This window comes from Burkholderia sp. S-53, assembly GCF_025560745.1.
Lineage (GTDB): Bacteria > Pseudomonadota > Gammaproteobacteria > Burkholderiales > Burkholderiaceae > Burkholderia > Burkholderia pyrrocinia.
This window is the reverse complement of sequence record NZ_CP090484.1, coordinates 421,942-447,360: the sequence shown is the minus strand read 5'-3', so window position 1 is coordinate 447,360 and position 25,419 is coordinate 421,942. Positions and strand designations below refer to the sequence as shown.

Here is a 25,419-nt window from a genome sequence, read left to right as displayed (position 1 = left end):
GCTAGTTTCTGCGAATGTCACCACCGCGCTCCGGAGCGGCCGTTCCGCCCCCGCTGCCCCGTCGGATTTAACTGGAGGGGTCCGGGGTACCTTGCACAAGCTCCTTAAAGATGTCGGGAGGGAAAGCCGGGCGAGGTGCCCGGTTTCCCAGCTGCTTTCGCGGCCTGCTGAGTCACCTGTACCGGATTATGTAATCGACATTGATGTTCATTGGGCGGGACTCGGCGTCACCGCCCGTGACGACGACGTGGCTGTGGCTGCCCGCTACCGTGGAGGAGGTCGGATTGTTATTGTTCTCAGCTAGGTCCACGCCCATGACCACGTCGATGACGTGGGTGTCGGTGGGAATACCGGTGACCTGATGGGTATGGTCCCCAACCGGCGTCGTCGCGAAAGGCGTCTCCGGCTGGCCGGTCAGCGACTGCGCCGTCACCGTTCCGATCGTCTTGCTGCCGCCGGCCCCGACAACGAAATAACCGCGCAGATCGGGCAGGGCGAATGTCAGGTTATCCTGACCGTAGATGCCGTCGATCAGGTTGTATAAGGCTTTGTAGTTCGGGTCGCTCTTCTTGAGGCGCTGCCCGATGCATGGCAGCCAGCCGGCAGCGAGCAGATTGCTAAAGATGTCGATCGACGTGACATCGCCGCCGAATGCCAGGATCGTCCCGATCGGCGGCGCATCAGGGATGACATCGTCGGCGATTATCCAGTCGAGATAGATGTTCACCGGGCGCGTTTCCTTGTCGCCACCGGTGACGCTGTGCGTATGGGTGCCGGCGCTGGTCGTGTTCGTCCAGTCGTCGGTCCATTTCATGCAATAGTAGGCGGCCGGCCCTGACGCGCCCCACGCTGCGTGATGATCATTAGCGGGCACAAGGGTCCGAGCATGGGTATGCTCTCCAGCCGTGGCGACAACCAGAGGGTTCTGGCCTGAACCGGTGGCAAAGCCTTGGGCAGAGCCAACCCCATCTCCGGTGTTCCCGCCCGTCATCAGGGCATAGCGGCTCGCGGCGTTCGGGTCGCGGCCGGTGTTGTGGCTGGTGCCCCGCAGGAATTGGCCACGCAGATTGGGAAGAGTGAGGACTGTTACGCCATCGCCGCCGAAATTTGAGCCGATGGCATTCGCCAGATTCGTGCTGTTGGACCCGATCGCTACGGCCTGCCCATTGCAGTAGAGCCAGCCCGCCGGCGACTGCGCGGCGGCGCTGGCCCCGAAGGCGCCTAACGCGCCGGCCGGCGTCTGGGCCGCCGGTGTCCCGCTCGTAGCTCGGATGATCCAATAGAGCGCGACATTGATCGGTAGCGTGACGGGATCGCCGCCCGACATGCTGTGGAAATGCTCGCCGGCGGCATCAATGGTGACAGTGGTTGCCGAACGCGCCATGCGGTCAGTGCTGCCGGACCAGGCCTCATGCCTCGCCGAGGTCAGATGCTGGTAAGCATGATAGTGGTCGCCGTCCTGGGACAGAACCCACTGATTCTTTGGAAGCGCGGTGGCGCTCTGTTGGAGCGATCCCACGGCGTGGCCGGTGGCACCGCCGGACTCGGCGGCGGTGCGGCTGCCACCGTCCGGGTCGTCGTTGCTCGAATAGTTTGTTCCCCTGGGTAGGCGGTCCGTCAGCTTCGGAACGTTGAAGCTGGTACCGGCGCCGCCATGCGCCGAGCCAATCGCGGCATAGAGTTCGGGATATTGCGCCTGGGTGTAGGAAGCTCCGTCACAGGGCACCCAGCCAGCGGCGATTAACGCGGCTTTCGCGGCGGAATTCGAAAGGTCGCCTGCAAACATTGCGACGCATCCGACAGGTACGTTATTGGTTGACGTCATTATTTGTCTCTCTGTTGAAGGAACACGAAGTCTTGGGGTAACCCAAACGCCACAGCTCCATGATCGTCTTACCAAGCTAACTATTGTCCGGGTGAGCAATCCGTCGAAGGTGCGCCACCGTTATGCAAGGCTATTAGTCATACAATAGGATAAAAATGTAAAAGATCTCCCTTTTTTACGCTTCGTGCAGCCCGCGTCAGCGGGCAATATCCGCTGCCGGCGCTGTGCAAGGTCCTGTCGGTCAGCCTGAACGGCCCTCGCGGATGGAAACGCGGCGGCATGCCTGAGCGACGGGCAACAAGTTGATTCGGACTCGCCATGCCGAAGTCAAGGGCGCCAGGGCCACCGGGCTAGATGAGGCTGCCGCCCGCCTCCGATTCCCACAGAACGTAGAGTGCACTCGCTGCCCAGCAGGCGGGAAGCACCCTAACTGTGTCAATTTCCAACTTGTGGGCACGTTTTGCATTTGCGTATCCGATTTTTCTCGTCCCTTCGCCAAAATGACGGGTCGCTGCTTATCAAGAGACGTTCGTCAGTCGACTGCAAAGGACCGCTCCTGGCCGAACGCGGACAAATGGTAGCGCGCTCCCCGGAAGCCCGCGATGAGCTTTTTTTGCATTGCGCGGCCATGCGGCGCGCGCGCGGAGGGCATTCGCTTGCAACCGAACCTGCCGATCGATTCCTCTGCGGCGTCACCGCGACACGCGACGCTGATCCTGCTGTGCGCGTTCTCGGTGCTGCCGCTGAGCCTGTATCGGCCGTCGCTGCAGGCGATCGCGCTGGCGGCCGCCGTCTGCGTGCGCGTGTTCGATGCGCGCGACGCAGCGCAGTGAACGCGGGTGCGGCCCGCTACCGTGCGGCGCGCGATTGGCGGACAATCCTTCGAATGCCGGGACACGACAAACCATCCGCGACGCGTATTTCCCGACGCGCGCGACGGGCGACTGGATGAGGATGCGATGACCGACTTTTCCGATTTTCAGCGGGAAATCGCCGACGCCGCGCGGGCGACGTTCAAGGCGCTGCGGGCGTTGCACCCGGACGAGCATTTCTACGCGTTCGCGCTTTATACGGACAGCGGCGCGATGACGGTGGTGCCGGCGGCCAATTCGATCGAAGGGCTGAGCCGGGTCCGCGCGCAGCAGGCGGTTGCGGACGACGATCCGGATCCGTGGTACGCGTGGGGCTTTTCCGAATGGGCGTACGCGGCGGCGGAAGCGTCGCCGTTCAATGCGATCTGCGGCAAGCTGGCCGACGAAGTGCTGAGCCCGCAGTTTGTCCGGTCGAGGTTCGCGGAATTTTCCCGCCAGCTTCACACCGACATGATCGAGGCGTTGCGGCTGCTCGATCGGGACGGCCTGTTCGGCTCGGGCGACGCAAGGGAAGCCATCACGCTGTTCGTGTCGATCAGCGACGACGACGCGGCCGAGGCACTGGAAAACGAATCGGCGAAAGCGCTGAATCCACCGGCCGTCGTCGACAAATTCCTGCGCCGGTACGACTGAACAACCGGAATGCCGTTGCGGCTGGCCAGAGCCGCAATGCGCAACGCGCAACGCACGGCGGGCGCTGCATCCGCCCGCGTGCATGCTTGTTCGACCCGTTACGGCTTTGCGCCCACGACGAACTCGAAGGTCGCGACGCCGTCGACGCCGCCCGTCACGCGGTCGCCCGGCTGCAGCGCGCCGACGCCGGCCGGCGTGCCGGTGAAGATCAGGTCGCCGGCCTTCAGCTCGACCGAGCGCGACACGTATGCGATGACGTCGGGCACGGCCCAGATCATGTCGGCCAGATCGCCTTGCTGGCGCGTTTCGCCGTTGACCGCGAGCCAGATGCGGCCGGCTGCCGGGTGGCCGGTGGCCGTCGCCGCGCGCAGCGCGGTCACGGGGCCCGACGCGTCGAAGCCCTTCGCCCAGTCCCACGGACGGCTCAGCTTCTTCGCTTCGGCCTGCAGGTCGCGGCGCGTGAGGTCGACGCCGACGCCGTAGCCCCACACGTGCGACAGCGCGTCGGCCGGGTCGATCGACCGGCCGCTCTTGCCGATCGCGACGACCAGCTCGATTTCGTGATGGAGATCGCTCGTCAGCGGCGGGTACGGGACGGTACCGCTTGCCGGGACGATCGCGTCGGCCGGCTTCGTGAAGAAGAACGGCGGCTCGCGGTCGGGATCGGCGCCCATTTCGCGGGCGTGGTCGGCGTAGTTGCGGCCGACGCAGAATACGCGGCGCACCGGAAAGCGCGCGGACGACTGTTCGACTTCGACGGAAGGACGCTCGGCAGCGTCGATGACATAGGCAGACATCGGATGGCCTCGTTCGGTAGGAAGACGGATGCCGGCGCCCGTGCGGCGCACGGGCCGGCATGCATGCAACGATACCGGACGCGCGTGCGGCCGGATGCGACGCAAGTGCGTTTTACCGGGACAAAACTACGCGTCGACGGTTGCGGGCGCGTCGTCGCCGTCCGGCAACGCGGCGTTCGCGTCGCGGTACGCCTTCGGCGACACGCCGACCCGCGCGCGGAAGCGCCGCGCGAAATACCCTTCGTCGCGAAAGCCGACCGAGCGCGCGATGTCCGCGATGCGCCGGCTCGTGTGGGCCAGCAGCGATTGCGCGAGCGCGATCCGGCGCTCGGTCACGAGATCGGTGAACGTGCTGCCGGTTTCCTTGCGGACCAGGTGCGCGAGGTAGTTCGGCGACAGGAACGCGGCCTCGGCGGTCGCGGCGAGCGTCAGGTCCTCGCGGGTCAGGTTCGCGCGCACGTGCCGCAGCACGCGCGCGAGCGCGTCGCGCCGGCCCGCGCGCTGGGCGCCGCGCTGCGCGAGCTTGTCGAGCGCGCCCGCGTACTGCGTGCAGACGAGCCCGATCAGTTGCAGCAGGTAGCCGCGCAGCAGTGTGGTCGAGCCGAACGTGCGCACGCGATCGGTGTCGAGCATGCACAGCGCGAGGCGGCGCGCTTCGTCGTACGTGTCGCCGGTCAGGATGAAGTCGAGGTGCTCCTGGAAGCGGAACGGCGTCAGTTCGGGAAAGCGGTGCGCGGGCACGTCCTCGAGGTCGAGCGGATCGACGTCGAGATCGGCGCGCAGGAACGCCTGGCTGAAGTTGATGACGATGAAGTGCGCGCCTTCGGGATGCGGGATCAGGTGCTCGCGGTGCGGCAGCACGAAGGCGAGCGCGCCGCGCGGAAACGGCCGCGTGACGCCGCCGATCCGCTGCTCGGTATCGCCGCCGAGGTTGAACTGGATCTGGAAATACGCGTGCCGGTGCGGCTCGGTGATCGCCTGGCGCGACGCCTGGTCGCGGATGTAGAAATCGAGCCGGTCGCTGCGTTCGGGCATCCCGTACAAGCGCGGCGGGGCGGTGGAGGGCATGAAGGATTCTGCGGTTCGTGACGCGGTGGAGCCGCGATGGTACAGCGAACCGGGCGCGGCGGGGATGGGCGGGGCCGCGCCCGATCGCGATCAGGCGTCCGGATGGAAGCCGAGATAACGGGTGTGCGGGCCTGCCACGCTGGTGGCGAGCCGGCTCGACGCGTCGACCGACGCGAGCGTTGCCACCGTCGCCGCCCGGTTCGACACCAGCGTCCATGCGCGCGTGTCGTCGTCGGCCGCCGTCGACGCGGCGCGCACGCCCGTCAGCGCGGCGAGCAGCGTCGCGGCGGGCGGCGCATGCACGACGTACCCTTCATTGGCGACTGCCGCCGTGTCGATGCCCAGCGCCGCGCACAGCCGCGCGCGCAGCGGCGTCTCGGCCTCGCTCGCCGCACGCGAGCGAGCGATGTCGTCGCGCGTCGCCGCGTCGACGAGCGTGCCGCCACGCATGAGCGGCGCGTGTTGCCACGCGTCGGGCGGGCATTGCTTGCCGCCGGGCATCAACGGCACGAACGGATTGACTTCGGCCGGGTAGATCCGGCACACGAGCGGGCGTTCGTCGTAGATCCCGCAGCGCAGGTCGTCGCGCAGGTTCGGGCACGGGCCGGCATGCGACGCGGTGAGCACGGTCGTGATGCGCACGGGCAGCGAACCGCTCGTCGCGGGCGTCGATCGCGCCCGCTTGTACGCGGCGAACGCGTCGCCGGACTCGGGTTCGACCGGCCACGGCATGGCGTCGCACAGCAACTCCACGTGCCCGCCGCGCCGCAGCCACGCGATCGCCTCGTCGAGTGTCAGCGGAATGCGCAGGTCGTGGCAGCATGCGCCGCAGCCGGTGCAGGCGAAGTTGATGTCGAGGTCTGTCGAGGTAGCGTTCATGGCGGTGTTGCCGGGGCATCGGGCGTGTCGTGAAGCATCGCGATGCCGCCGGCGAAGTCGTTCATCGGTCGAGCAGCGGTGCCACCAGGCGGCGGAGTTCGGGCACGACGTCGGCGTCGAACCACGGATGGTGCTTGAACCACGCCTGGTTGCGCGGCGACGGATGTGGCAGCGGCAGCACGCCGGGGCCGTAGTCGCGCCATGCGTGCACGGTGTCGGTCAGCGTCGCCTTGCGCGCATCGCGCAGGAAATGCCGCTGCGCATACTGGCCGATCAGCAGCGTCAGCCGGATCGACGGCAACTCGGTGACCAGCCGGTCGATCCACAATTGCGCGCATTCGGGGCGCGGCGGGTTGTCGCCGCTCGCGCCGCGTCCCGGGTAGCAGAAACCCATCGGCACGATCGCGAAGCGTGTTTCGTCGTAGAAGGTATCGGCATCGACATCGAGCCAGCCGCGCAGCCGCTTGCCGCTCGCGTCGTCCCACGGGATGCCGCTTGCATGGACGCGCGCGCCCGGTGCCTGCCCGACGATCAGGATCCGCGCGTCGCGATGCGCGCGCACGACCGGCCGCGGGCCGAGCGGCAGCTCGGCTTCGCATGCACGGCACGCGCGGATTTCGGTAAGCAGCACGTCGAGCGGCGCGTGCGTTCGTTTCGGCATCGATTCGGATCGGGGACGGAGTGGCAAGGCAGTGTCGTCCGGGCGGCGCATGCCGGAACCCGCCGGGTGGCCCGGATCGGCGTGGCGCGGCCCTGGCGCGCGCGCCGACTGCGTCGCACGGCGCGCATCACGCCCGCGACGGGCCCGCCGTGCCGCCTTCGGCGACCGCAGCATCATACAACGCGGTCTGCGCGATTGCCGCGGCGATCTCCACATCGTCGCGCGGGCCGTCGAGCATGCCCCAGCGCCGGTATTGGGCCAGGAACCACCGGCCGTCGAGCGGATCGGGCCGGTTCACGGCGCCGCCGTCGTGGAAGCGGATCGGCAGCGGCGGCTCGGCGAACGGCCCCGCGCCGTAGTCGCCGAGCAGGCGCGGCGCGATCAGCCGGGCCGGCACGCCGAGTGCGTCGGGCGACGCGAGCCAGTCGGCCGCCTCGACGCGGTGCGCGGCGCTGTCGAGCCACGCGCATGCATCGACGAGCGTGCGGATCAGCGCGCGTGCGGTGGCCGGATACAGCGAGACGAAGTCGCGCCGGGCCGCGAGCACCTTCTCCGGATGATCGGGCCAGATCTCGCTCGTGACCGCGACGGTGCGGCCCGCGTGGCACGCTTCCGCGACGGCATGCCACGGTTCGCCCGCGCAGAAGCCGTCGAGCTCGCCGCTCGCCAGCGCGGCGACCATCTCGGGCGGCGGGATCACGACGCTGCGCACGTCGCGCAGCGGATCGACGCCGTGCGACGCGAGCCAGTGGTTCAGCCACATCGCGTGCGTGCCGGTCGGGAACGTCTGCGCGAGCAGCGGCTTGCGGCCGAGCGTCGCGAGCGCCGCGCGCACGTCGCCGTGTTCGCGATACGCGTCGGCGAGGCCGCGCGACAACGTGATCGCCTGGCCGTTGCGGTTCAGCACCATCAGCGCGGCCATGTCGGTCTGCGGGCCGCCGATGCCGAGCTGCAGCCCGCAGACGAGCCCGTACAGCGCGTGCGCGGCGTCGAGCTCGCCGCTCAGCAGCTTGTCGCGCACGGCGGCCCACGACGGCTGGCGGTTCAGTTCGAGCGTCAGGCCGTGCGGCGCGCCGAGGTTCAGGCGCTGCGCGACGATCAGCGGAGCCGCGTCGCTCAGCGCGACGAACCCGAGGCGAAGATGCGCGCGTTCCGGCGCGGCGGGAGGGGAAGTGTTCATGGCATTCATTGAGGTGACGCGTCGAGCAACTGCCGCGCAACGTCGACGATGCGCAGGCCCTGATCCATCGCGCGCTTGCGCAGCGCTGCATACGCATCGTGCTCGGACAGCTTGCGCTGGTCCATCAGCACGCGTTTCGCGCGGTCGATCAGCTTGCGCTCCGCGAGTTCGCGCTCGACGTCGGCGAGCCGGCGGCGCAGCGCATCGTCGTGCGAGAAGCGCGCGAGCGCGACTTCGAGAATCGGCGCGAGGCGCTCGGCCGACAATCCTTCGACGAGATAGGCGCTGACGCCCGCGCCGACCGCTGCGCGGATCAGCGCCTGGTCGCCGTCGTGGCTGAACATCAGCACGGGGCGCGGCGCGGTCGCGTTCATCACCGCGAGCTGCTCGAGCGTGTCGCGCGACGGCGAATCGGTATCGATGATCACGACGTCGGGGCGCTGCTCCTCGACGGCCGCCGGCAGGCGCGCGGGTGTCGCGACGTCGTTCAGCATCTCGTAGCCGAGGCGCGCGAGCGCGTCGCCGAGCTCGCCGATCGGCTTGTCGGTGTCGGTGACGAGCAGCACGCGCAGGCGGGCGGACAGGGTGGGCGAACTCATGAGGCAAGCGGGTGCGGCAGAAGGCCGGCGCGACGCGCGAACGGCGTGTGACGGCCGAGTCGAGATGGGGGCCGGATACCGCGCGTGCGCGACCGGCGACCGGCGCGAACGCGGCCGATGGATTCGGAAGAGGCTGGCGGCCGGCGCCGCGTGATGCAGCGCATGTTATGCGGCCCGGACCAGCGCCGCGTCGCGCGTGGCATCGTCATGCTGCGCGGCCGCTTCGCCGATCGCGCCGCCGACGAGGATCACGGCCGGGCTGCCGAGCCGCGCTTCGTCGATGCCGCGCGCGAGATTGCCGAGCGTGCCGGTCCAGCGGCGCTCGTCGGGCGTGCCGGCCCATTGCACGGCCGCTGCCGGCGTCGACGCCGGCAGCGCGGCGAGCAGGCCCGTCGCAATGCTGTCGACGCGGCTCATCCCCATGTAGATCGCGAGCGTGGTGTCGGTCGCCGCGAGTCGCGACCAGTCGGGTTCGCCGTGATCCTGCCGGTGCGCGGTGACGAACGTGACGCCCTGGCAGTGCTCGCGGTGCGTGAGCGAGATGCCGAGGCTCGCGGCGGCCGCGAATCCCGACGAGATGCCGTTGACGATCTCCACCGGAATCGCGGCGGCGCGCAGCGTCGCGAGTTCTTCGCCGGCGCGCCCGAACAGCAGCGCGTCGCCGCCTTTCACGCGCACCACGTGCGCGCCGCGCTGCGCGTAGCGGCGCATCAGCCGCTCGATGAACGCCTGCGGCGTGGAGCGGCAGCCGCCGCGCTTGCCGACGCGGATCACGCGCGCCTGCGGCGCGAGTTCGACGATGCCGGGCGCGACGAGATCGTCGAGCAGCAGCACGTCGGCGGCGGCCAGCGCCTTAACGGCCTTCAGCGTGAGGAGATCGGGATCGCCGGGGCCGGCGCCCAGCAGCGTGACTTTGCCAGTCGTCATATCGTGTTCCATTGCCGCGTGTGTGCGGCCGTCGATAGCGCGTGGTCTGCGCGGCGGCGGCGGGCGGTCGAAACAGTCCGGCATCCGGCCGTGCCGCGCACGGGGGGACGTCGTTGTCCTGAGGGGCCCGCCGTGATCGACGGGCGTGGTTTGTGGGGACAGCCCACCGGCGCCGTTGCCGGTGTAATGCATGAGGTTCAGCAATATCCGGGCCAACCGGTGCACAGCGCGGCGGGAGCCTGGCCTGATGGCCGCGCGCATGAATGCGGACGCAGCGCGCGCAGAGATGCAATGCCGCATCGGCGTGCATCGTGCCCCGTCAGTACGCACCGCGATGTCGCACGGCGACAGTGCTGCAGTGCTCCACATCTGTGCCTCGCTGCATCGCGGCGCATCGTGCCCCGTGTGACGGAACGCCGCGCGTGCTGGCCGGCGAGCCTTGCGCGGTGGGGCTGGCGGCACGATTCGGGCGGACATGGCACGGCGCTTGCGTAAGTTGGTTCGGACGCGTCAATGGCGATTCGTCCGCAGTACCGATTACAGACGCGCCCGGCAACGGGCTTCATGGGCAACGGCGTCCTACGCATCGGGTCTCGACGAGACCGGGTGCGCAGGACGCCGTTTTTCGTTTGGCGGATGACATGACCGACAAAGCTACCCGTATCGATCTCTTCAGCCTCCGCACCGCGCCGATGCGCGTGTTCCACCTGACGTGGATGGCGTTTTTCGTGTGCTTCTTCGCGTGGTTCGCGTGCGCGCCGCTGATGCCGCTGATCGCACGCGAATTTCATCTGACGGCGGCACAGGTCGCCAACATCAACATCGCCGCGGTGGCCGCGACGATCGCCGTGCGGCTGCTCGTCGGCCCGCTGTGCGACCGCTTCGGCCCGCGCCGCGTCTATGTCGGCCTGTTGGTGCTCGGCGCGATCCCCGTGTTCGCCGTGTCGTTCACGCACGACTACCTGTCGTTCCTGATCTGCCGGCTCGGCATCGGCGCGATCGGCGCGGGCTTCGTGATCACGCAGTACCACACGTCGGTGATGTTCGCGCCGAACGTGGTCGGCACCGCGAATGCGACGACGGCCGGCTGGGGCAACGCGGGTGCGGGCGCGACGCAGGCGCTGATGCCGCTGCTCGTCGCCGCCGGCCTGATGCTCGGTTTCGGCGAAGACTCGTCGTGGCGCGTCGCGCTGGTCGTGCCGGGCGTCGCGATGCTCGTGATGGCCTGGGCGTACTGGCGCTTCACGCAGGACTGCCCGCAAGGCGACTTCGTCGCGCTGCGCAAGGAAGGCGTAACGGTCGACAGCGGCAAGAAGGGCGGCTGGGCGAGCTTCGTCGCCGCATGCGGCAACTATCGCGTGTGGATGCTGTTCGTCACGTACGGCGCGTGCTTCGGCGTCGAGGTGTTCATCCACAACATCGCCGCGCTGTACTACGTCGATCACTTCAGCCTGTCGCTGAAGGATGCGGGCCTCGCGGCCGGGAGTTTCGGGCTGCTCGCGCTGTTCGCCCGCGCGCTCGGCGGCTGGCTGTCCGACAGGATCGCCGCGCGCCGCAGCCTCGACGTGCGTGCGGCGCTGCTGTGCGCGCTGATCGTCGGCGAAGGGCTCGGGCTGATCTGGTTCTCGCATGCGCAAAGCGTCGGCATCGCACTGGTCGCGATGCTGACCTTCGGCCTGTTCACGCACATGGCCTGCGGCGCGACCTACGCGCTGGTGCCGTTCATCGACCGCAAGGCGCTCGGCGGCGTCGCGGGGATCGTCGGCGCGGGCGGCAACGTCGGCGCGGTCGCCGCGGCCTTCCTGCTGAAGGGTGTCGGCGACGTGCAGCACACGCTGAGCCTGCTCGGCCTCGCCGTCACCGCAACCGCACTGTGCGCGATGGCCGTGCGCTTCACCGAAGAACACAAGGCTCGCGAGGCCGAGCTGCGCGACCGCGCGCTGGCCGCCGCCGCGAACGCCGCCAACTGATCGAGCGAAGGAAACGTCATCATGAAACTCATCGTCATCGGTCACGGGATGGTCGGTCACAAGCTGCTCGAATGCGTCGCGGCGGAAGCGGGCGCATCGGCGGCGCTGCAGGTCACCGTGCTCGGCGAGGAACCGCGCCCCGCCTACGATCGCGTGCACCTGTCCGAATTCTTCGCGGGCAAGTCGGCGGACGACCTGTCGCTCGTCGAACCCGGCTTCTTCGAGCGTCATCCGCAATTCGACCTGCGCCTGAACGCGCGCGTCGCATCGATCGACCGCGCCGCGCATACGGTCACGCTCGCGTCGGGTGAAACGCTCGCGTACGACAAGCTGGTGCTCGCGACGGGCTCGCGCCCGTTCGTGCCGCCGATGCCGGGGCACGATCGCGCCGGCTGCTTCGTGTACCGGACGATCGAGGATCTCGAAGCGATGCAGGCGTGCGGCACGCACGCGAAGCGCGGCGTCGTGGTCGGCGGCGGGCTGCTCGGCCTCGAATGTGCGAAGGCGCTGCGCGACATGGGGCTCGAGACGCACGTCGTCGAATTCGCGCCGCGGCTGATGGCCGTGCAGGTCGACGACGGCGGCGGCCGGATGCTGCGCGCGAAGATCGAGGCGCTCGGCGTGACCGTGCATACGGGCAAGAACACGCTCGAGATCGTCGACGGCGAGGAAGGCACGCACCGGATGGCGTTCGCCGACGGCACGCACCTCGATGCCGACATGATCGTGTTCTCGGCCGGCATCCGTGCACGCGACGAGCTGGCGCGTGCATGCGGGCTCGAAGTCGGCCCGCGCGGCGGCGTCGCGATCGACGACGCCTGCCGCACCAGCGACGCCGACATCTATGCGATCGGCGAATGCGCGGCGTGGAACGGCATGGTGTACGGCCTCGTCGCACCCGGCTACGACATGGCGCGCGTGGTCGCGAAGCAGCTCGGCGGCGACGTGAACGATGCACCCGCGTTCGCCGGCGCCGACATGAGCACGAAGCTGAAGCTGATGGGCGTCGACGTCGCGAGCATCGGCGACGCGCACGGCACGACGGCCGGCAGCCGCACCTACCAGTACGCGGACGAGCGCCGCCAGGTCTACAAGAAGCTCGTGGTGTCCGACTGCGGCAAGTTCCTGCACGGCGCGGTGATGGTCGGCGACGCAGCCGAATATGGCACGCTGCTGCAGATGATGCTGAACCGCATCGAGTTGCCCGAGTCACCGGAATTCCTGATCCTGCCGTCGTCGGACGGTGTCGCGAAGCCGGCGATCGGCGTCGACGCGCTGCCGGACGGCGCACAGATCTGCTCGTGCAACAACGTGTCGAAGTCGCAGATCTGCACGGCGGTCGCCGACGGCGCGACGAGCCTCGGCGCGCTGAAGTCGTGCACGGGCGCCGGCACGTCGTGCGGCGGCTGCGTGCCGCTCGTCACGCAGATCATGAAGGCCGAGATGAAGAAGCAGGGCCTCGCGGTCAACAACCATATCTGCGAGCACTTCCCGCATTCGCGCCAGGAGCTGTTCCACCTGATCCGCGTCGAGCGCATCACGACGTTCGACGAACTGCTCGCGAAGCACGGCCACGGTCTCGGCTGCGACGTGTGCAAGCCGGCCGTCGCGGGCATCCTCGCGTCGTGCTTCAACGAGTTCGTGCTGAAGAAGGAACATGCGGGGCTGCAGGATTCGAACGACTACTACCTCGCGAACATCCAGCGCGACGGCACGTATTCGGTGGTGCCGCGCATGCCGGGCGGCGAGGTCACGCCGGAAGGGCTGATCGCGGTCGGCCAGGTTGCGCAGAAGTACGGGCTCTACACGAAGATCACCGGCGGCCAGCGTGTCGACCTGTTCGGCGCGCGCGTCGAGCAACTGCCGTCGATCTGGGAAGAACTGATCGCGGCCGGCTTCGAATCGGGCCACGCGTACGGCAAGGCGCTGCGCACCGTGAAGTCGTGCGTCGGCTCGACGTGGTGCCGCTACGGCGTCGACGATTCGGTCGGCCTCGCGATCGACTTCGAGAACCGCTACAAGGGCCTGCGCGCGCCGCACAAGATCAAGTTCGGCGTGTCGGGCTGCACGCGCGAATGCGCGGAAGCGCAGGGCAAGGACGTCGGGATCATCGCGACCGAGAAGGGCTGGAACCTGTACGTGTGCGGCAACGGCGGGATGAAGCCGCGCCACGCGGAGCTGCTCGCGTCCGACCTCGATCGCGACACGCTGGTCCGCTACATCGACCGCTTCCTGATGTTCTACGTGCGCACGGCCGACCGCCTGCAGCGCACGAGCGTATGGCGCGACAACCTCGAAGGCGGCCTCGACTACCTGATCGACGTCGTCGTGCACGACAAGCTCGGGATCGCGGCCGAACTCGAAGCCGACATGCAGCATGTGGTCGACACCTACGAATGCGAATGGAAGAAGGCCGTGACCGATCCCGAGACGCGCAAGCGCTTCCGCCACTTCGTGAACAGCGACGCGCCGGACGCGAACATCGAATTCGTCGAGACGCGCGGCCAGATTCGCCCCGCGACGCCCGGCGAGCGCGTGCGCGGCAAGCCCGTGACGATTCCCGTCGTTGTCGAAGGCGCGACGCAGCCCGTGACCGAATCCGCAACCGTTTGACCCTGACCGACACCAGCGTCTTTTCCAAGGAGCTCATCATGAACGATCGTCTTCCGCTGTCCTGGACCCGCGTGTGCCCGCTCGACGACATCGTGCCGAACACCGGCGTGTGCGCGCTCGTCAACGGCGAGCAGGTCGCGGTATTTCACGTCGCGCATGCCGACGGCGGCGTGTTCGCGATCGACAACGTCGATCCCGTGTCGCAGGCGGCCGTGATGTCGCGCGGGCTGATCGGCAGCCTCGGCGAGCGCGTCGTCGTCGCGTCGCCGCTGTACAAGCAGCATTTCGACCTGCGCACCGGCGAATGCCTCGAAGCGCCCGAGCAGTCGGTGAGCGCGTATCCGTCGCGGGTCGAGGACGGCTTCGTGTGGATCGCGGCCTGACCGCCCCGGAGCGCGCATGACCGCCACCCCCGTCAAGAGCGTGTGCCCGTACTGCGGCGTCGGCTGCGGGATGGTGCTGCACGTCGAGGATGGCGAAGTCGTCAAGGTGTCCGGCGACTCCGACCATCCGACCAACTTCGGGCGGCTGTGCACGAAGGGTTCGTCGGCGCACGTCGCGTTGCGCCGCTCGGGGCGGCTCGACCGCGCGTTCGTGCGCCGCGCGCGCGAGGACGACCTCGTGCCGCTGCCGGCCCGCGACGCGATCGCCGAGACCGCGCGCCGCCTGCGCGCGGTGCTCGATGCGCACGGGCCCGACGCGCTGTCGTTCTACGTGTCGGGGCAGATGTCGATCGAGGCGCAATACCTCGTCAACAAGCTCGCGAAGGGCTTCGTCGGCACCAACAACATCGAGTCGAACTCGCGTCTCTGCATGGCGAGCGCGAGCACCGGCTACAAGCAGTCGCTTGGCGCGGACGGCCCGCCCGGGTCGTACCAGGACTTCGATCGCGCGAACCTGTTCTTCGTGATCGGCGCGAACATGGCCGACTGCCACCCGATCCTGTTCCTGCGGATGATGGATCGCGTGAAGGCCGGCGCGAAGCTGATCGTCGTCGATCCGCGCCGCACCGGCACGGCCGACAAGGCCGACCTGTTCCTGCAGATCCGGCCCGGCACCGATCTCGCGCTGACGAACGGGCTGCTGCACCTGCTGCATGCGAACGGCCGCACCGATGCCGCGTTCATTGACGCGTACACCGAAGGCTGGGACGCGATGCCCGCGTTCCTCGCCGACTACACGCCCGAGCGCGTTGCGGAAATCACCGGGCTCGCGCAAGCCGACCTGCGCAAGGCCGCGCAATGGATCGGCGATGCGCGGGAGTGGATGAGCTGCTGGACGATGGGGCTCAACCAGAGCACGCACGGCGTGTGGAACACCAATGCGATCTGCAACCTGCATCTCGCGACCGGCCGCATCTGCCGCCCCGGCAGCGGGCCGTTCTCGCTGACGGGCCAGCCGAACGCGATGGGCGGGCGTGAGATGGGCTACATGGGCCCCGGTCTGCCCGGCCAGCGCTCGGTGCTGTCCGACGACGACCGGCGCTTCGTCGAGAACCTGTGGCGCGTGCCGGCCGGCACGCTGCGCAAGGAGACGGGCCAAGGGACGGTCGACCTGTTCTCGCGGATGGCGGCAGGCGACATCAAGGCGTGCTGGATCGTCTGCACGAACCCGGTCGCGACCGTGCCGAACCGGCAGAACGTGATCGCCGGGCTGCAGGCCGCGGAGCTCGTGATCGCGCAGGACGCGTTCCTCGATACCGAGACCAACCGCTACGCGGACATCCTGCTGCCCGGCGCGCTGTGGGCCGAGGGCGACGGCGTGATGGTCAACTCCGAGCGCAACATGACGCTGATGCACGCGGCGGTCGCACCGCCCGGCGACGCGCTGCCCGACTGGCGCATCGTCGCGGAAGTCGCGCGCGCGATGGGCTTCGGCGAAGCGTTCGACTACGCGTCGGCGGCCGACGTGTTCGACGAGATCGTTCGTTTCTCGAATCCGGCGACGGGCTACGACCTGCGCGGCGCGAGCCATGCGGCGCTGCGCGACGGCCCGGTGCAGTGGCCGGTCGCACCGGGCACCGCGCGCGAGCGGCACCCGATCCGCTACCTGAACGACGGCGTGAGCCAGACGTTGCGCACGGCGGCCGACGGCAGCGATGCGCCGCGCATTGCATTCCCGACGCCGTCGGGCAAGGCGCGCTTTTTCGCTCGGCCGCACGTCGATCCGGCCGAGCTGCCCGACGACACGTTCCCGATCGTGCTGAACACCGGGCGGCTGCAGCATCAATGGCACACGATGACGAAGACGGGCAAGGTCGCGATGCTGAACAAGCTGAACCCGCGCCCGTTCGTCGAACTGCACCCGGACGATGCGAGCGCGCTCGGCATCGCCGCGAAGGACAGCGTCGAGATCCGTTCGGCGCGCGGCCGCGCGGTGCTGCCGGCCGTCGTGACCGAGCGCGTGCAGCGCGGCAACTGCTTCGCGCCGATGCACTGGAACGACGTGTACGGCGACGACCTGTGCATCAACGCGGTGACCAACGACGCGATCGATGCCGAATCTCAGCAGCCCGAACTGAAATACTGCGCGGTTGCGCTGCGGCGCGTCGAGACCGACGCGTTCGCGTCCGCCGACGACGAGACGGCGCAACCCGATGCATGCGCCCACGACGTACGGCCCGCGCCGGCGATGGTGCAGGCCACTGCTTCACAGGAATCCGACATGGCAGACATCGACACTTTCGCGACCGCGCTCGGGCTGACCGACCTCGCGCCGCCGCCGTTGACCGACACCGAACGGCTGTACGTGGCCGGCCTCGTCAGCGGGCTGAAGGCGAGCGCCGGCCGGCGCGAGGGCAGCGTGCCGGTGCTGCCGGCCGGCGCGCCGCTTACGCCGCCGGTGCGGTTCTGGCTCGACGGGATGCTCGCGGGCCTGTTCAGCCGTTCGCTGCCTGCGAGTTCGCAGGTTGCCGTTGCATCGGTTTTGCCGGCCGATACCGCCGCACCCGGCGGCGTGCGGATCGTTCGCACGCGCCCGAAGGTCGCGCTGTTGTGGGCATCGCAGACCGGCAACATCGAATCGCTGACCGAGGACTACGCGACGAAGCTGATGAACGCGGGTTTCGAGATCCGCACCGCGTGCATGTCCGACTATCCGGTCGCGTCGCTCGCGAGCGCGCAATACGTGCTGCTGATGACGAGCACGTTCGGCGACGGCGATGCACCCGACAACGGCAGCGAGTTCTGGGAGGCGCTGCAGGCCGGCAGCGCCGCGCGCCTCGACGGCGTGCACTTCGCGGTGCTCGCGTTCGGCGATCGCAACTACGACCAGTTCTGCGGCCACGGCCGCCGGCTCGATGCGCGGCTCGCGGAACTCGGCGCGGCACGCCTGTGTGCGCGCGTCGATTGCGACGTCGAATTCCAGAACGATGCGGATCAGTGGCTCGAACGCGTCGTCGCGCGGATCAAGGAGGCCGATGCCGCGCTGCACGCGGTGCCGTCCGGCGGGATGAGCCCGTCGGGGCTGCTGCCGTCGAAGGCGCATCCCGCGCCGTCGAAGCTCGTCGCGAACCTGCGGCTCAATCGCCCGGGCGCCGCGAAGGACACGCGCTATGTGTCGCTGTCGACCGAAGGCGCGAACCTCGAATACGAAACCGGCGATGCGCTCGGCGTTTGGCCGACCAACTGCCCGGAGCTGGTCGACGAGCTGCTGTCCGTCACTGCGTTGAAGGCCGATGCGCCCGTGTCGGTGGCGGGCGTCGGCGACCTGCGCCTCGGCGATGCGCTCGCGCGCCACTTCGACATCACGCGCCCGCATCCGGACACGCTCGCGTTCATCGCGTCGCGCAGCGCGAACGGCGCGCTGAAATCGCTGCTCGGCGACGACCGCAAGGGCGACCTGAAGCAATGGTTGTGGGGGCAACAGCTTGCGGACGTGCTGCACGAGTTCCCGGTCGACATGTCGGGCACGGAGCTGGTCGGGATGCTGAAGCGGCTGCAGCCGCGCCTCTATTCGATCGCATCGAGCCCGAGCGCACACCAGGGCGAGATTCATCTAACCGTGTCGGCCGTGCGTTATCACAACGGCCGGCGCGCGCGCAAAGGCGTCGCGTCGACGTTTCTCGCCGATCGCGCGGACGACGGCCGCGTGCCCGTATTCGTGCAGAAGTCCGCGCATTTCCGGCCGCCGGTGAACGGCGACGTGCCGATCGTGATGGTCGGCCCCGGCACCGGCGTCGCGCCGTTCCGCGGCTTCCTGCACGAGCGGCAGGCGCGCGGCGCGCGCGGGCGCAACTGGTTGTTCTTCGGCGAGCAGCACGCGCAGACCGATTTCTACTACGGCGACGAGCTGGGCGCGATGCACGGCAGCGGCTTCCTGACGCGGCTCGATCTCGCGTTCTCGCGCGACCAGGCCGACAAGATCTACGTGCAGGACCGGATGCGCGAGCAGGGCGCCGAGTTGTTCGCGTGGCTCGAGGAAGGCGCGCACTTCTACGTGTGCGGTGACGCGTCGCGGATGGCGAAGGACGTAGATACGGCGTTGAAGGCGGTCGTCGCCGAGCATGGCAGGATGTCGGACGACGATGCCAACGACTATGTCGCGCGGCTCGCGAAGGCGCGGCGCTATATGCGGGACGTGTATTGAACGCAGGCGGAGCGGCTTGACGCAGCTCCGCCGGATCGGTGGCTGGTACCGTGGCCGGCAAGCCGGCAAGCCGGCAAGCCGGCAAGCCGGCGGTCCGGGCTGCCGGCATGGCCGTCAATGGCGGATGCGGTGTGAGCCGTCTACCGCCGCCGGCTTACGTCACTGCTGCCGATCCCACGCGCGCGCCTGTTCGGCGCGCACGAACGCTTCCGACGACTGCGGCAGCAGGTTGCGGAATGCGCCGCCGTCGCTTTCGATCACGTCGACCATCTTCGCGATCATTTCATCCGGATCGTGCTGTTCGAGCGGGAACGTCAGGCGTTCGGGCGTTACCGTGTGGACCGCAGGATCGAGCCAGCGTCGCGGCGTTTCCATCATCCGGTCGTTGAAGCCCGTGCTGTACGGGCCGGGGTTCACGACCGCGACGCGGATCCCGTGCGGTGCCAGTTCCGCATGCATCGCCTCGGCGATCGATTCGACCGCGTGCTTCGACGCGCAATAGGCGCCGGTGAACGGCCCCGTGATCAGGCCCGCGATCGACGACACGAACACGATCTTGCCGTGCCGGCGCGCGAGCATCCCGCGCGCGATGTGCTGCGTGAGTTCGAGCGGCCCGAACACGTTGACGTCGAACAGCTCGCGCGCGATTTCGACCGGCAGGTCGACGAGCGCGCCGGCTTCGCCGACGCCCGCGTTGTTCACGAGCACGTCGAAGTCGAGATCGGCCGCGCGGGCGCGGTCGTGGGCCGACGTGACGTCGAGCTTGACGGCGCGCAGCGCGGTGCCGCGTTGCGCGGCGGCGGCCGTCAGGTCGTCGATCTCGGCGGTGGCGCGCACGCCGGCCGTCACGTCGTGACCGCGTTCGGCGAGCCGCAGCGCAACTTCGCGGCCGAAGCCGGTGCCTGCGCCGGTGATGAGGATGCGTTTCTGAGCCATGTGCCTACCTTGTGGAGTGGAGGGTTGCCTGAAAGCGGTCGCGGCAGTGCCGGGCGATCGCGGTGTCTTCGTCGACGCTGCCGCCCGAGACGCCGATGGCGCCGACGCAGCGGCCGCTGCCGTCGACGAGCGGTTCGCCGCCGCCGAACGTGACGAGCCCGCCGTGACTGTGTTCGATCCCGCGCAGCGGGCCGTCGCCCGACATCGCGCCGAGCGCGCCGGTCGATGCGCGGAAGCGGACCGCCGTTTGCGCCTTGCGCTGCGCGAGATCGATCGCGCCGAGAATACAGTCGTCGGTGCGCACGAACGCGAGCAGGTTCGCGCCGGCATCGACGATTGCGATGGCGACGCCGGCGACCTTCAGCGACTCGGCATGCGCGAGTGCTGCTTCGATCGTGACGCGGGCGGCTGCGAGCGGCAGCGCGGCGGTGAGCGGGTCCATGCGAGGCTCCGGTGGGACGACAGGGCCAGTGTAGGCAGTTGCGGTATATGGGAGAATCCGCATTCCGCTCGTAGGAGCTTCAAGTTTTTTTAATGATGGGCAGACGCGATCCGATGGCCGGGCTGCACGTGTTCATGACCGTCGCGACGGCCGGCAACTTCACGCGGGCGGCCGCCGCGCTCGGCCTGACGCCGGCGGCCGTCAGCCTCGCGATCGGGCAGCTCGAGGGCGAGCTGAACGTGAAGCTGTTCAATCGCAGCACGCGCGGCGTGAGCCTGACCGAAGCCGGGCAGCGCTACTGGCAGCAGACGGAGCCCGCGTACCGCCAGGTCATGCAGGCGCGCGGCGAGCTGAAGGATGCACGCAGCGAGCCGAGCGGGCTGTTGCGCGTCACCGCGCTGCCGCTGGCGCGCACGCTCGTGATCGCGCCGGTTCTTGCCGCGTTCCGCGAGCGCTATCCGAAAGTCCGGCTCGAGATCCGCTACGAGAACGAGCTGGTCGACATCGCGAAGGACGGCTTCGACGCGGGGATCCGGCTCGCCGACCGGCTGCAGCCGGGCATGATCGGCGTACGGATTGCGCCGGCGCTGTCGTGTGCGCTGGTCGCGTCGCCCGGTTATCTGGCGCGGTACGGCGCGCCTGCGTCGATTGCGGAGATCGAGCGTCATGCGTGCATCCGCTTCCGGTTTTCGGAGAGCGGACGGCTGCATAAGTGGCTGCTGAGTGACGGGCGCCGCGACGTCGATCTCGATCCGGACGGTGTATTCGTGACGAACGACGCCGACGCGGTGATCGATGCGGCGCGCGCGGGTGTCGGGATCGCGTTTGCGTTCATGCGCGAGCGGATCGAGCAGGACCTGCGCGACGGCACGCTTGTCGAGGTGCTGCCGGGTGCGTGCCGGACGTTGCCCCCGATGTGGCTGTATTACGTGAATCGCAAGCACGTGCCGGCGAAGCTGCGCGCGTTCATCGACGTGCTGCGCGAGCGGGCCGGCGCGGACGTGGCGTAGTCCCGTCGTCAGGTTGCGGCACGGATTCCTGTCATTCGGCTTCCAGGTAACGACACGGTTTCGATGATGGGGATTGGATACGCAACCGCGACCCGTTACGGATACGAACTACATCCACCTTGACCCGACCCGTCCCCCATTACAAAACACCGCCGCGGACTTACCGTTTGTCCTCCACCGTGCGGCCGCGCCCGGCAGATTTCTCCCAAATGCATCACAAGTCATTCATCCGATGAAAAAACCGCCCCGGATCCCGGTATGATGCGCACCTTGCGTTGATCGGCCGCACGATTTTGATGCGATGTTTACGCGCCCCGCGTGCCACAAAACCGCACAATGCGGCCCCGAAAGATTCTGTAATATAAATTCCGTATACTCGTAAGTTCTGATCCAGGCGCCACCTGCCGCCGTCTTCGGCCGACCGCCCACGCAGAACAACCAGATATGTCGCCGCCGGGCCAACCCGCGCCGCGACTCGCTATGCACCACCACTGAACAACCTATGTCTTCCCGCCACCCTGGGTCGCCGGGCCGTGCCGCGGCGGCGATCGCCCGTGTCTCGGCGCTGGTTCGCAACGAGCGCGTGCTGTCGCCGCTGCTCGCGTTCGGCATCGGCCTGCTGCTGATCGTGGTTTTCCAGCATCTGTCGGAATCCGTCGACTACCGGTCGGTGATCCGCCAGTTGCGCCACATGTCCGTCGGCGAATGGGGCGCGTCGCTGGCCGCGACGGCCCTCAGCTATCTCGCGCTCGTCGCCCGCGACGCGGTCGGCCTGCACTATGTCGCCGCGAAGGTGCCGCGCGCCGCGCTGTGGATCGGCGCGATCGCCGGATCCGCGCTCGGCAACGCGACCGGATTCGGCGCGCTGACGGGCGGTGCGGTGCGCGCGCGCGTGTACGGCGTGTCGGGCGTCACGCCCGCGCAGATCGGCCGGATGACGGTGTTCACGAGCGGTACGCTGGCGCTCGCGATGGTGCTGATGACGGCAGTCGGCATGGTCTGCGTGCCGGAGGCGCTCGCCGTGATGCTGCATGTCGCACCCGGCGTGCTCACGTGGAGCGGCGCTGCGCTGCTGGTGGTGCTGGCCGCGCTGGTCGCGATGTGCGGCAACACCGCGCGACCGGTCGTCACGCGCTTCAAGTGGCTGTCGTTCGACGTGCCGGCGCGGCGCGATCTCGTCATGCAGGTGGTCTACGCGGTGCTCGACGTCGTCGCGGCGGGCCTGACGCTGTGGGTATTGCTGCCGGCCGCGCCGGTCGGCTTCCCGACCTTCATCACCGTGTACGCGGCCGCGCTGCTGCTCGGGATGATCGGCCACACGCCGGGCGGGATCGGCGTGTTCGAAGCCGCAATGGTCTTCACGCTCGGCCGCGAAGTGCCCGCGCACGCGATGGTTGCCGCGCTGATCGCGTATCGCGCGATCTACTTCGGCGTGCCGCTCGTGCTGTCGGCTGGCCTGCTGGCCGGTTTCGAGGGCCGTGCGCTGCGGCGCCGTCTCGTGACGCGGCAGGCCGTGCGCGTGTCGCAGCTCGCGCCGCTGTTCCTGAGCCTCGTGACGTTCGCGGTCGGCAGCATGCTGGTTATCTCCAGCGCGACGCCCGCGTTCTGGCACCGGATCGCGATCCTGCGCCACCTCGTGCCGCTGTGGGTGCTCGAAGGCTCGCAGGTGATCTGCAGCGTGCTCGGCGTCGCGCTGCTGTTCGTCGCGCGCGGGCTGCTGCGCCGCCTCGACGGCGCATGGTGGATGACCTTCGCATTGACGCTCGCGAGCCTCGCGCTGTCGCTGGCGAAGGGCCTCGCGTTCGTCGAGGCCGGCGTGCTCGGCACGCTGCTGGTGCTGCTGCTCGTCAGCCGCCGCCGCTTCAACCGCCATTCGTCGCTGCTCGCCGAGCGTTTCACGGTGAGCTGGTTCGTGTCGGTGACGATGGTGCTGATGCTGGCCGTGTGGGTGCTGTTCTTCGCGTTCCGCGACGTGCCGTACACGCGCGAGCTGTGGTCGCATTTCTCGTTCGACGCGCGCGCGCCGCGTGCGCTGCGCGCGACGCTCGCGGCCGGCGTGTTCGTCGCGATGTTCGCGCTATGGCAACTGCTGCGCCCGGCGCCCGGCCGTTTCGTGAAGCCCGTGCCGCAGGACCTGTTCGACGCAGAACGGATCATCCGCGCGCAGGAGTGCAGCGATGCGGGCCTCGCGCTGATGGGCGACAAGTCGTTCCTGTTCTCCGAATCGCGCCAGGCGTTCCTGATGTACGCGAAGTACGGCCGCACGTGGGCCGCGCTGCACGACCCGGTCGGGCCGCGCGAAGAATGGCCGGCGCTGATCGGCAAATTCATTGCGCTCGCGCACGCGCACAGCGGCCGCGCGGCGTTCTACCAGGTGCGTGCGAACGCGCTGCCGCTGTATCTCGATGCAGGGCTCACGCTGATGAAGCTCGGCGAGGAAGCGCATATCGCGCTCGACCAGTTCGACCTGAAGGGCTCGAACCGCTCGCACCTGCGCTACGCGCTGCGCCGCGGCGACAAGGACGCGCTGACGGTCGAGGTGATCGCGCCGGGCGACGTGCCGGTCGCATTGCCGGCGCTGCGCGACATCTCCGACGGCTGGCTCGACAGCCGCGACGCGCGCGAGAAGAGCTTCTCGGTGGCCGCGTTCCACGACGGCTATCTCGCGACGCAGTCGGTGATGCTCGTACGGCAGGCCGACAAGCCGATCGCGTTCGTCACGTTCATGACGACCGACCTCAACACCGAGGCGACGGTCGGCGTGATGCGCCATCTGCCGGACGCGTCGCCGTACGCGATGGAGTATCTGTTTACGCAGCTCGCGCTGCATCTGAAGGAAGCGGGTTTCCGCAAGCTGAGCCTGGGCATCGCGCCGTTCTCGGGGATGGGGGCGGCGAAGATGCCGTCGCCGTGGCACCGGTTCGGGCTGATGGTCTGGCGCTTCGGCGGCCGCTTCTACAACTTCCGCGGCTTGCGCGCATTCAAGAGCAAGTTCGAACCGCACTGGGAGCCGCGTTACCTCGCGGCCTCGGGCTCGGTCGGCGTGTTCGTCACGCTGGCGGATCTGTCATTGCTGGCTGGAGGTCGGCGTTCATGATGTCGAAGAACGGAATCGCGCGGGCGGCAGCCGCCTGCGCGGGAATGATGCTGGCCGGCGCCGCGTGCGCCACGCAGCCGGCCGCGGTGAAGGCCGAAACCGTGTCGGGCGGCCGCTACGGGCCCGTTACCGTGACCAAGCCGAGCGGGCCGCTGCGCGGCTTCGTCGTGCTGTTCTCGCGTGAGGCCGGCTGGAATGCCGCCGATCAGCAGGCCGCCGACGCGCTCGCGAAGGCCGGTGCGATGACGGTCGGCGTCGATTCCGAGCGCTATGCGATGAACCTCGCCGCGAAGCAGGAGACCTGCCACCACCTCGACGGCGACGCCGAGGCGGTCAGCCACCAGCTCGAACGCCTCGCGCAGTCGTCGCGGTATTTCACGCCGATCGTCGCGGGCGTGGGCCAGGGCGGCGCGATCGCGAAACAGATCCTGTCGATGGCGCCGGAGAACACGATCGCCGGCGTCGTATCGGTCAACCCGGCACCGAAGCTCGATCCGCGCTTCAAGCCGTGCCCGCCCGATCCGACGATCGTGCGCCGCGCGATGCCGGGCTTCGTCGAAACGGCTGCCGCGGGCGACACCACGAAGCTCGTGTCGCTCGTCACGTCGCATCTGCGTGACAGCGGCAGCAGCGGCGACGAACTCGACGTGTCGGACCTGCCGCTCGTCGAACTGCCGGCCAAGGGCGGCAGCGACCGGCTCGCGATCGTGATCTCGGGCGACGGCGGCTGGCGCGATCTCGACAAGACGATCGCCGAGGCGCTGCAGCGCGACGGCGTGTCGGTGGTCGGCATCGACAGCCTGCGCTATTTCTGGAGCGAGAAGCCGCCCGCGCAGGTGAGCCGCGATCTCGCGCGCGTGATGCGCACGTACATGGCGCGCTGGCATGCGAACCGCGTCGCGCTGGTCGGCTATTCGTTCGGCGCCGACGTGATGCCGTTCGCGTACAACCGGTTGCCGGCCGACCTGCGCGACAAGGTCGCGGTGATGTCGCTGCTCGGCTTCGCGCCGTCCGCCGATTTCCAGATCCGCGTGACGGGCTGGCTCGGCATGCCCGCGAGCGACAACGCGCTGAAGGTCGCGCCGGAAATCGCGAAAGTGCCGCCGCAGCTCGTGCAGTGCTTCTATGGCGCGGAAGAGAAGGACACGATGTGTCCGGCGCTCGCAAACACCGGCGCCGACGTGATCAAGACGCAGGGCGATCACCACTTCGGCCGCGACTACATCGCGCTCGAGAAGAAGATCCTCGGCGCGTTCGGCAAGCCGGTGGCGGCGCGCTGAACGCCGGCGCCCGCGCTTCGCGGCGGGCGCCGGCCGGTTTGCT

The 25,419-nt window shown here is 68.8% G+C and carries 18 protein-coding genes and 1 pseudogene; 9 read left to right on the top strand and 10 right to left on the bottom strand.

Features of this window, described 5'->3' with window-relative positions; all coding sequences use genetic code 11:
* Positions 1-172: 172 nt before the first annotated feature.
* Complete coding sequence (locus LXM88_RS24185) at positions 173-1,786, bottom strand: phage tail protein (protein ID WP_262544977.1); 1,614 nt, start codon at positions 1,784-1,786, stop codon at positions 173-175.
* A gap of 695 nt (positions 1,787-2,481) precedes the next feature.
* On the opposite strand from LXM88_RS24185, the pseudogene LXM88_RS24175 reads away from it, so the two are divergent.
* A pseudogene (locus tag LXM88_RS24175) lies at positions 2,482-2,604 on the top strand (Bcr/CflA family drug resistance efflux transporter); the annotation flags it as partial.
* Positions 2,605-2,784: 180 nt separating this feature from the next.
* Positions 2,785-3,330: a DUF4303 domain-containing protein gene (locus LXM88_RS24170; protein ID WP_262544975.1), complete on the top strand. Its 546-nt coding sequence runs from the start codon at positions 2,785-2,787 to the stop codon at positions 3,328-3,330.
* Positions 3,331-3,428: 98 nt separating this feature from the next.
* Here LXM88_RS24170 and LXM88_RS24165 read toward each other — a convergent pair whose 3' ends face one another.
* From LXM88_RS24165 to cobA, 7 genes are all read right to left on the bottom strand, one after another.
* Positions 3,429-4,127 (bottom strand): fumarylacetoacetate hydrolase family protein, encoded by a 699-nt coding sequence (locus LXM88_RS24165; protein WP_047903099.1) that lies wholly within the window; start codon positions 4,125-4,127, stop codon positions 3,429-3,431.
* 126 nt (positions 4,128-4,253) lie between these two features.
* Positions 4,254-5,195, bottom strand: coding sequence for a helix-turn-helix transcriptional regulator (locus tag LXM88_RS24160; protein WP_262544973.1), 942 nt, complete (start codon positions 5,193-5,195; stop codon positions 4,254-4,256).
* A gap of 90 nt (positions 5,196-5,285) precedes the next feature.
* Positions 5,286-6,074: a YkgJ family cysteine cluster protein gene (locus tag LXM88_RS24155; RefSeq protein WP_262544972.1), complete on the bottom strand. Its 789-nt coding sequence runs from the start codon at positions 6,072-6,074 to the stop codon at positions 5,286-5,288.
* A 61-nt stretch (positions 6,075-6,135) separates the two neighbouring features.
* Positions 6,136-6,735 carry a uracil-DNA glycosylase family protein gene (locus tag LXM88_RS24150; protein ID WP_262544971.1) on the bottom strand — a complete coding sequence of 200 codons (600 nt, stop codon included), beginning with the start codon at positions 6,733-6,735 and terminating at the stop codon, positions 6,136-6,138.
* Between the two features lie 127 nt (positions 6,736-6,862).
* Positions 6,863-7,915: a CmpA/NrtA family ABC transporter substrate-binding protein gene (locus LXM88_RS24145; RefSeq protein ID WP_262544970.1), complete on the bottom strand. Its 1,053-nt coding sequence runs from the start codon at positions 7,913-7,915 to the stop codon at positions 6,863-6,865.
* Between the two features lie 5 nt (positions 7,916-7,920).
* Entirely contained in the window at positions 7,921-8,514 is a 594-nt protein-coding gene (locus LXM88_RS24140) for an ANTAR domain-containing response regulator (RefSeq protein ID WP_096474151.1), read from the bottom strand.
* Between the two features lie 165 nt (positions 8,515-8,679).
* Complete coding sequence (gene cobA / locus LXM88_RS24135) at positions 8,680-9,441, bottom strand: uroporphyrinogen-III C-methyltransferase (RefSeq protein WP_262544969.1); 762 nt, start codon at positions 9,439-9,441, stop codon at positions 8,680-8,682.
* 641 nt (positions 9,442-10,082) lie between these two features.
* Between cobA and LXM88_RS24130 the strand changes: the two genes are divergently transcribed.
* The 4 genes from LXM88_RS24130 to LXM88_RS24115 are packed head-to-tail and all read left to right on the top strand — an operon-like array spanning position 10,083 to position 18,611.
* On the top strand, positions 10,083-11,411 hold the full coding sequence (locus LXM88_RS24130; protein ID WP_262544968.1) for an MFS transporter: 1,329 nt from the start codon (positions 10,083-10,085) through the stop codon (positions 11,409-11,411).
* 21 nt (positions 11,412-11,432) lie between these two features.
* The gene (nirB, locus tag LXM88_RS24125) at positions 11,433-14,024 is read left to right on the top strand and encodes a nitrite reductase large subunit NirB (protein WP_262544967.1); all 2,592 of its coding nucleotides are present in this window, start codon (positions 11,433-11,435) and stop codon (positions 14,022-14,024) included.
* A gap of 38 nt (positions 14,025-14,062) precedes the next feature.
* Positions 14,063-14,407, top strand: a complete 345-nt coding sequence (gene nirD / locus LXM88_RS24120; RefSeq protein ID WP_047903106.1) for a nitrite reductase small subunit NirD — start codon at positions 14,063-14,065, stop codon at positions 14,405-14,407.
* Positions 14,408-14,423: 16 nt separating this feature from the next.
* The gene (locus LXM88_RS24115; RefSeq protein WP_262544965.1) at positions 14,424-18,611 is read left to right on the top strand and encodes a bifunctional nitrate reductase/sulfite reductase flavoprotein subunit alpha; all 4,188 of its coding nucleotides are present in this window, start codon (positions 14,424-14,426) and stop codon (positions 18,609-18,611) included.
* A gap of 159 nt (positions 18,612-18,770) precedes the next feature.
* On the opposite strand, the gene LXM88_RS24110 is transcribed toward LXM88_RS24115, so the two are convergent.
* The gene (locus LXM88_RS24110; RefSeq protein ID WP_262544964.1) at positions 18,771-19,547 is read right to left on the bottom strand and encodes an SDR family oxidoreductase; all 777 of its coding nucleotides are present in this window, start codon (positions 19,545-19,547) and stop codon (positions 18,771-18,773) included.
* 4 nt (positions 19,548-19,551) lie between these two features.
* Entirely contained in the window at positions 19,552-19,989 is a 438-nt protein-coding gene (locus tag LXM88_RS24105) for a GlcG/HbpS family heme-binding protein (RefSeq protein WP_262544963.1), read from the bottom strand.
* 95 nt (positions 19,990-20,084) lie between these two features.
* Here LXM88_RS24105 and LXM88_RS24100 point away from each other — a divergent pair, with 95 nt between their 5' ends.
* The 3 genes from LXM88_RS24100 (at position 20,085) to LXM88_RS24090 (ending at position 25,376) form a co-directional block, all read left to right on the top strand.
* On the top strand, positions 20,085-20,999 hold the full coding sequence (locus LXM88_RS24100; RefSeq protein WP_262546913.1) for a LysR family transcriptional regulator: 915 nt from the start codon (positions 20,085-20,087) through the stop codon (positions 20,997-20,999).
* A gap of 502 nt (positions 21,000-21,501) precedes the next feature.
* Positions 21,502-24,096 carry a bifunctional lysylphosphatidylglycerol flippase/synthetase MprF gene (gene mprF / locus LXM88_RS24095; RefSeq protein WP_262544962.1) on the top strand — a complete coding sequence of 865 codons (2,595 nt, stop codon included), beginning with the start codon at positions 21,502-21,504 and terminating at the stop codon, positions 24,094-24,096.
* Entirely contained in the window at positions 24,093-25,376 is a 1,284-nt protein-coding gene (locus LXM88_RS24090) for a virulence factor family protein (RefSeq protein WP_262544960.1), read from the top strand. The genes mprF and LXM88_RS24090 overlap by 4 nt, the downstream gene beginning before the upstream one ends.
* The last annotated feature ends 43 nt before the right edge of the window (positions 25,377-25,419 follow it).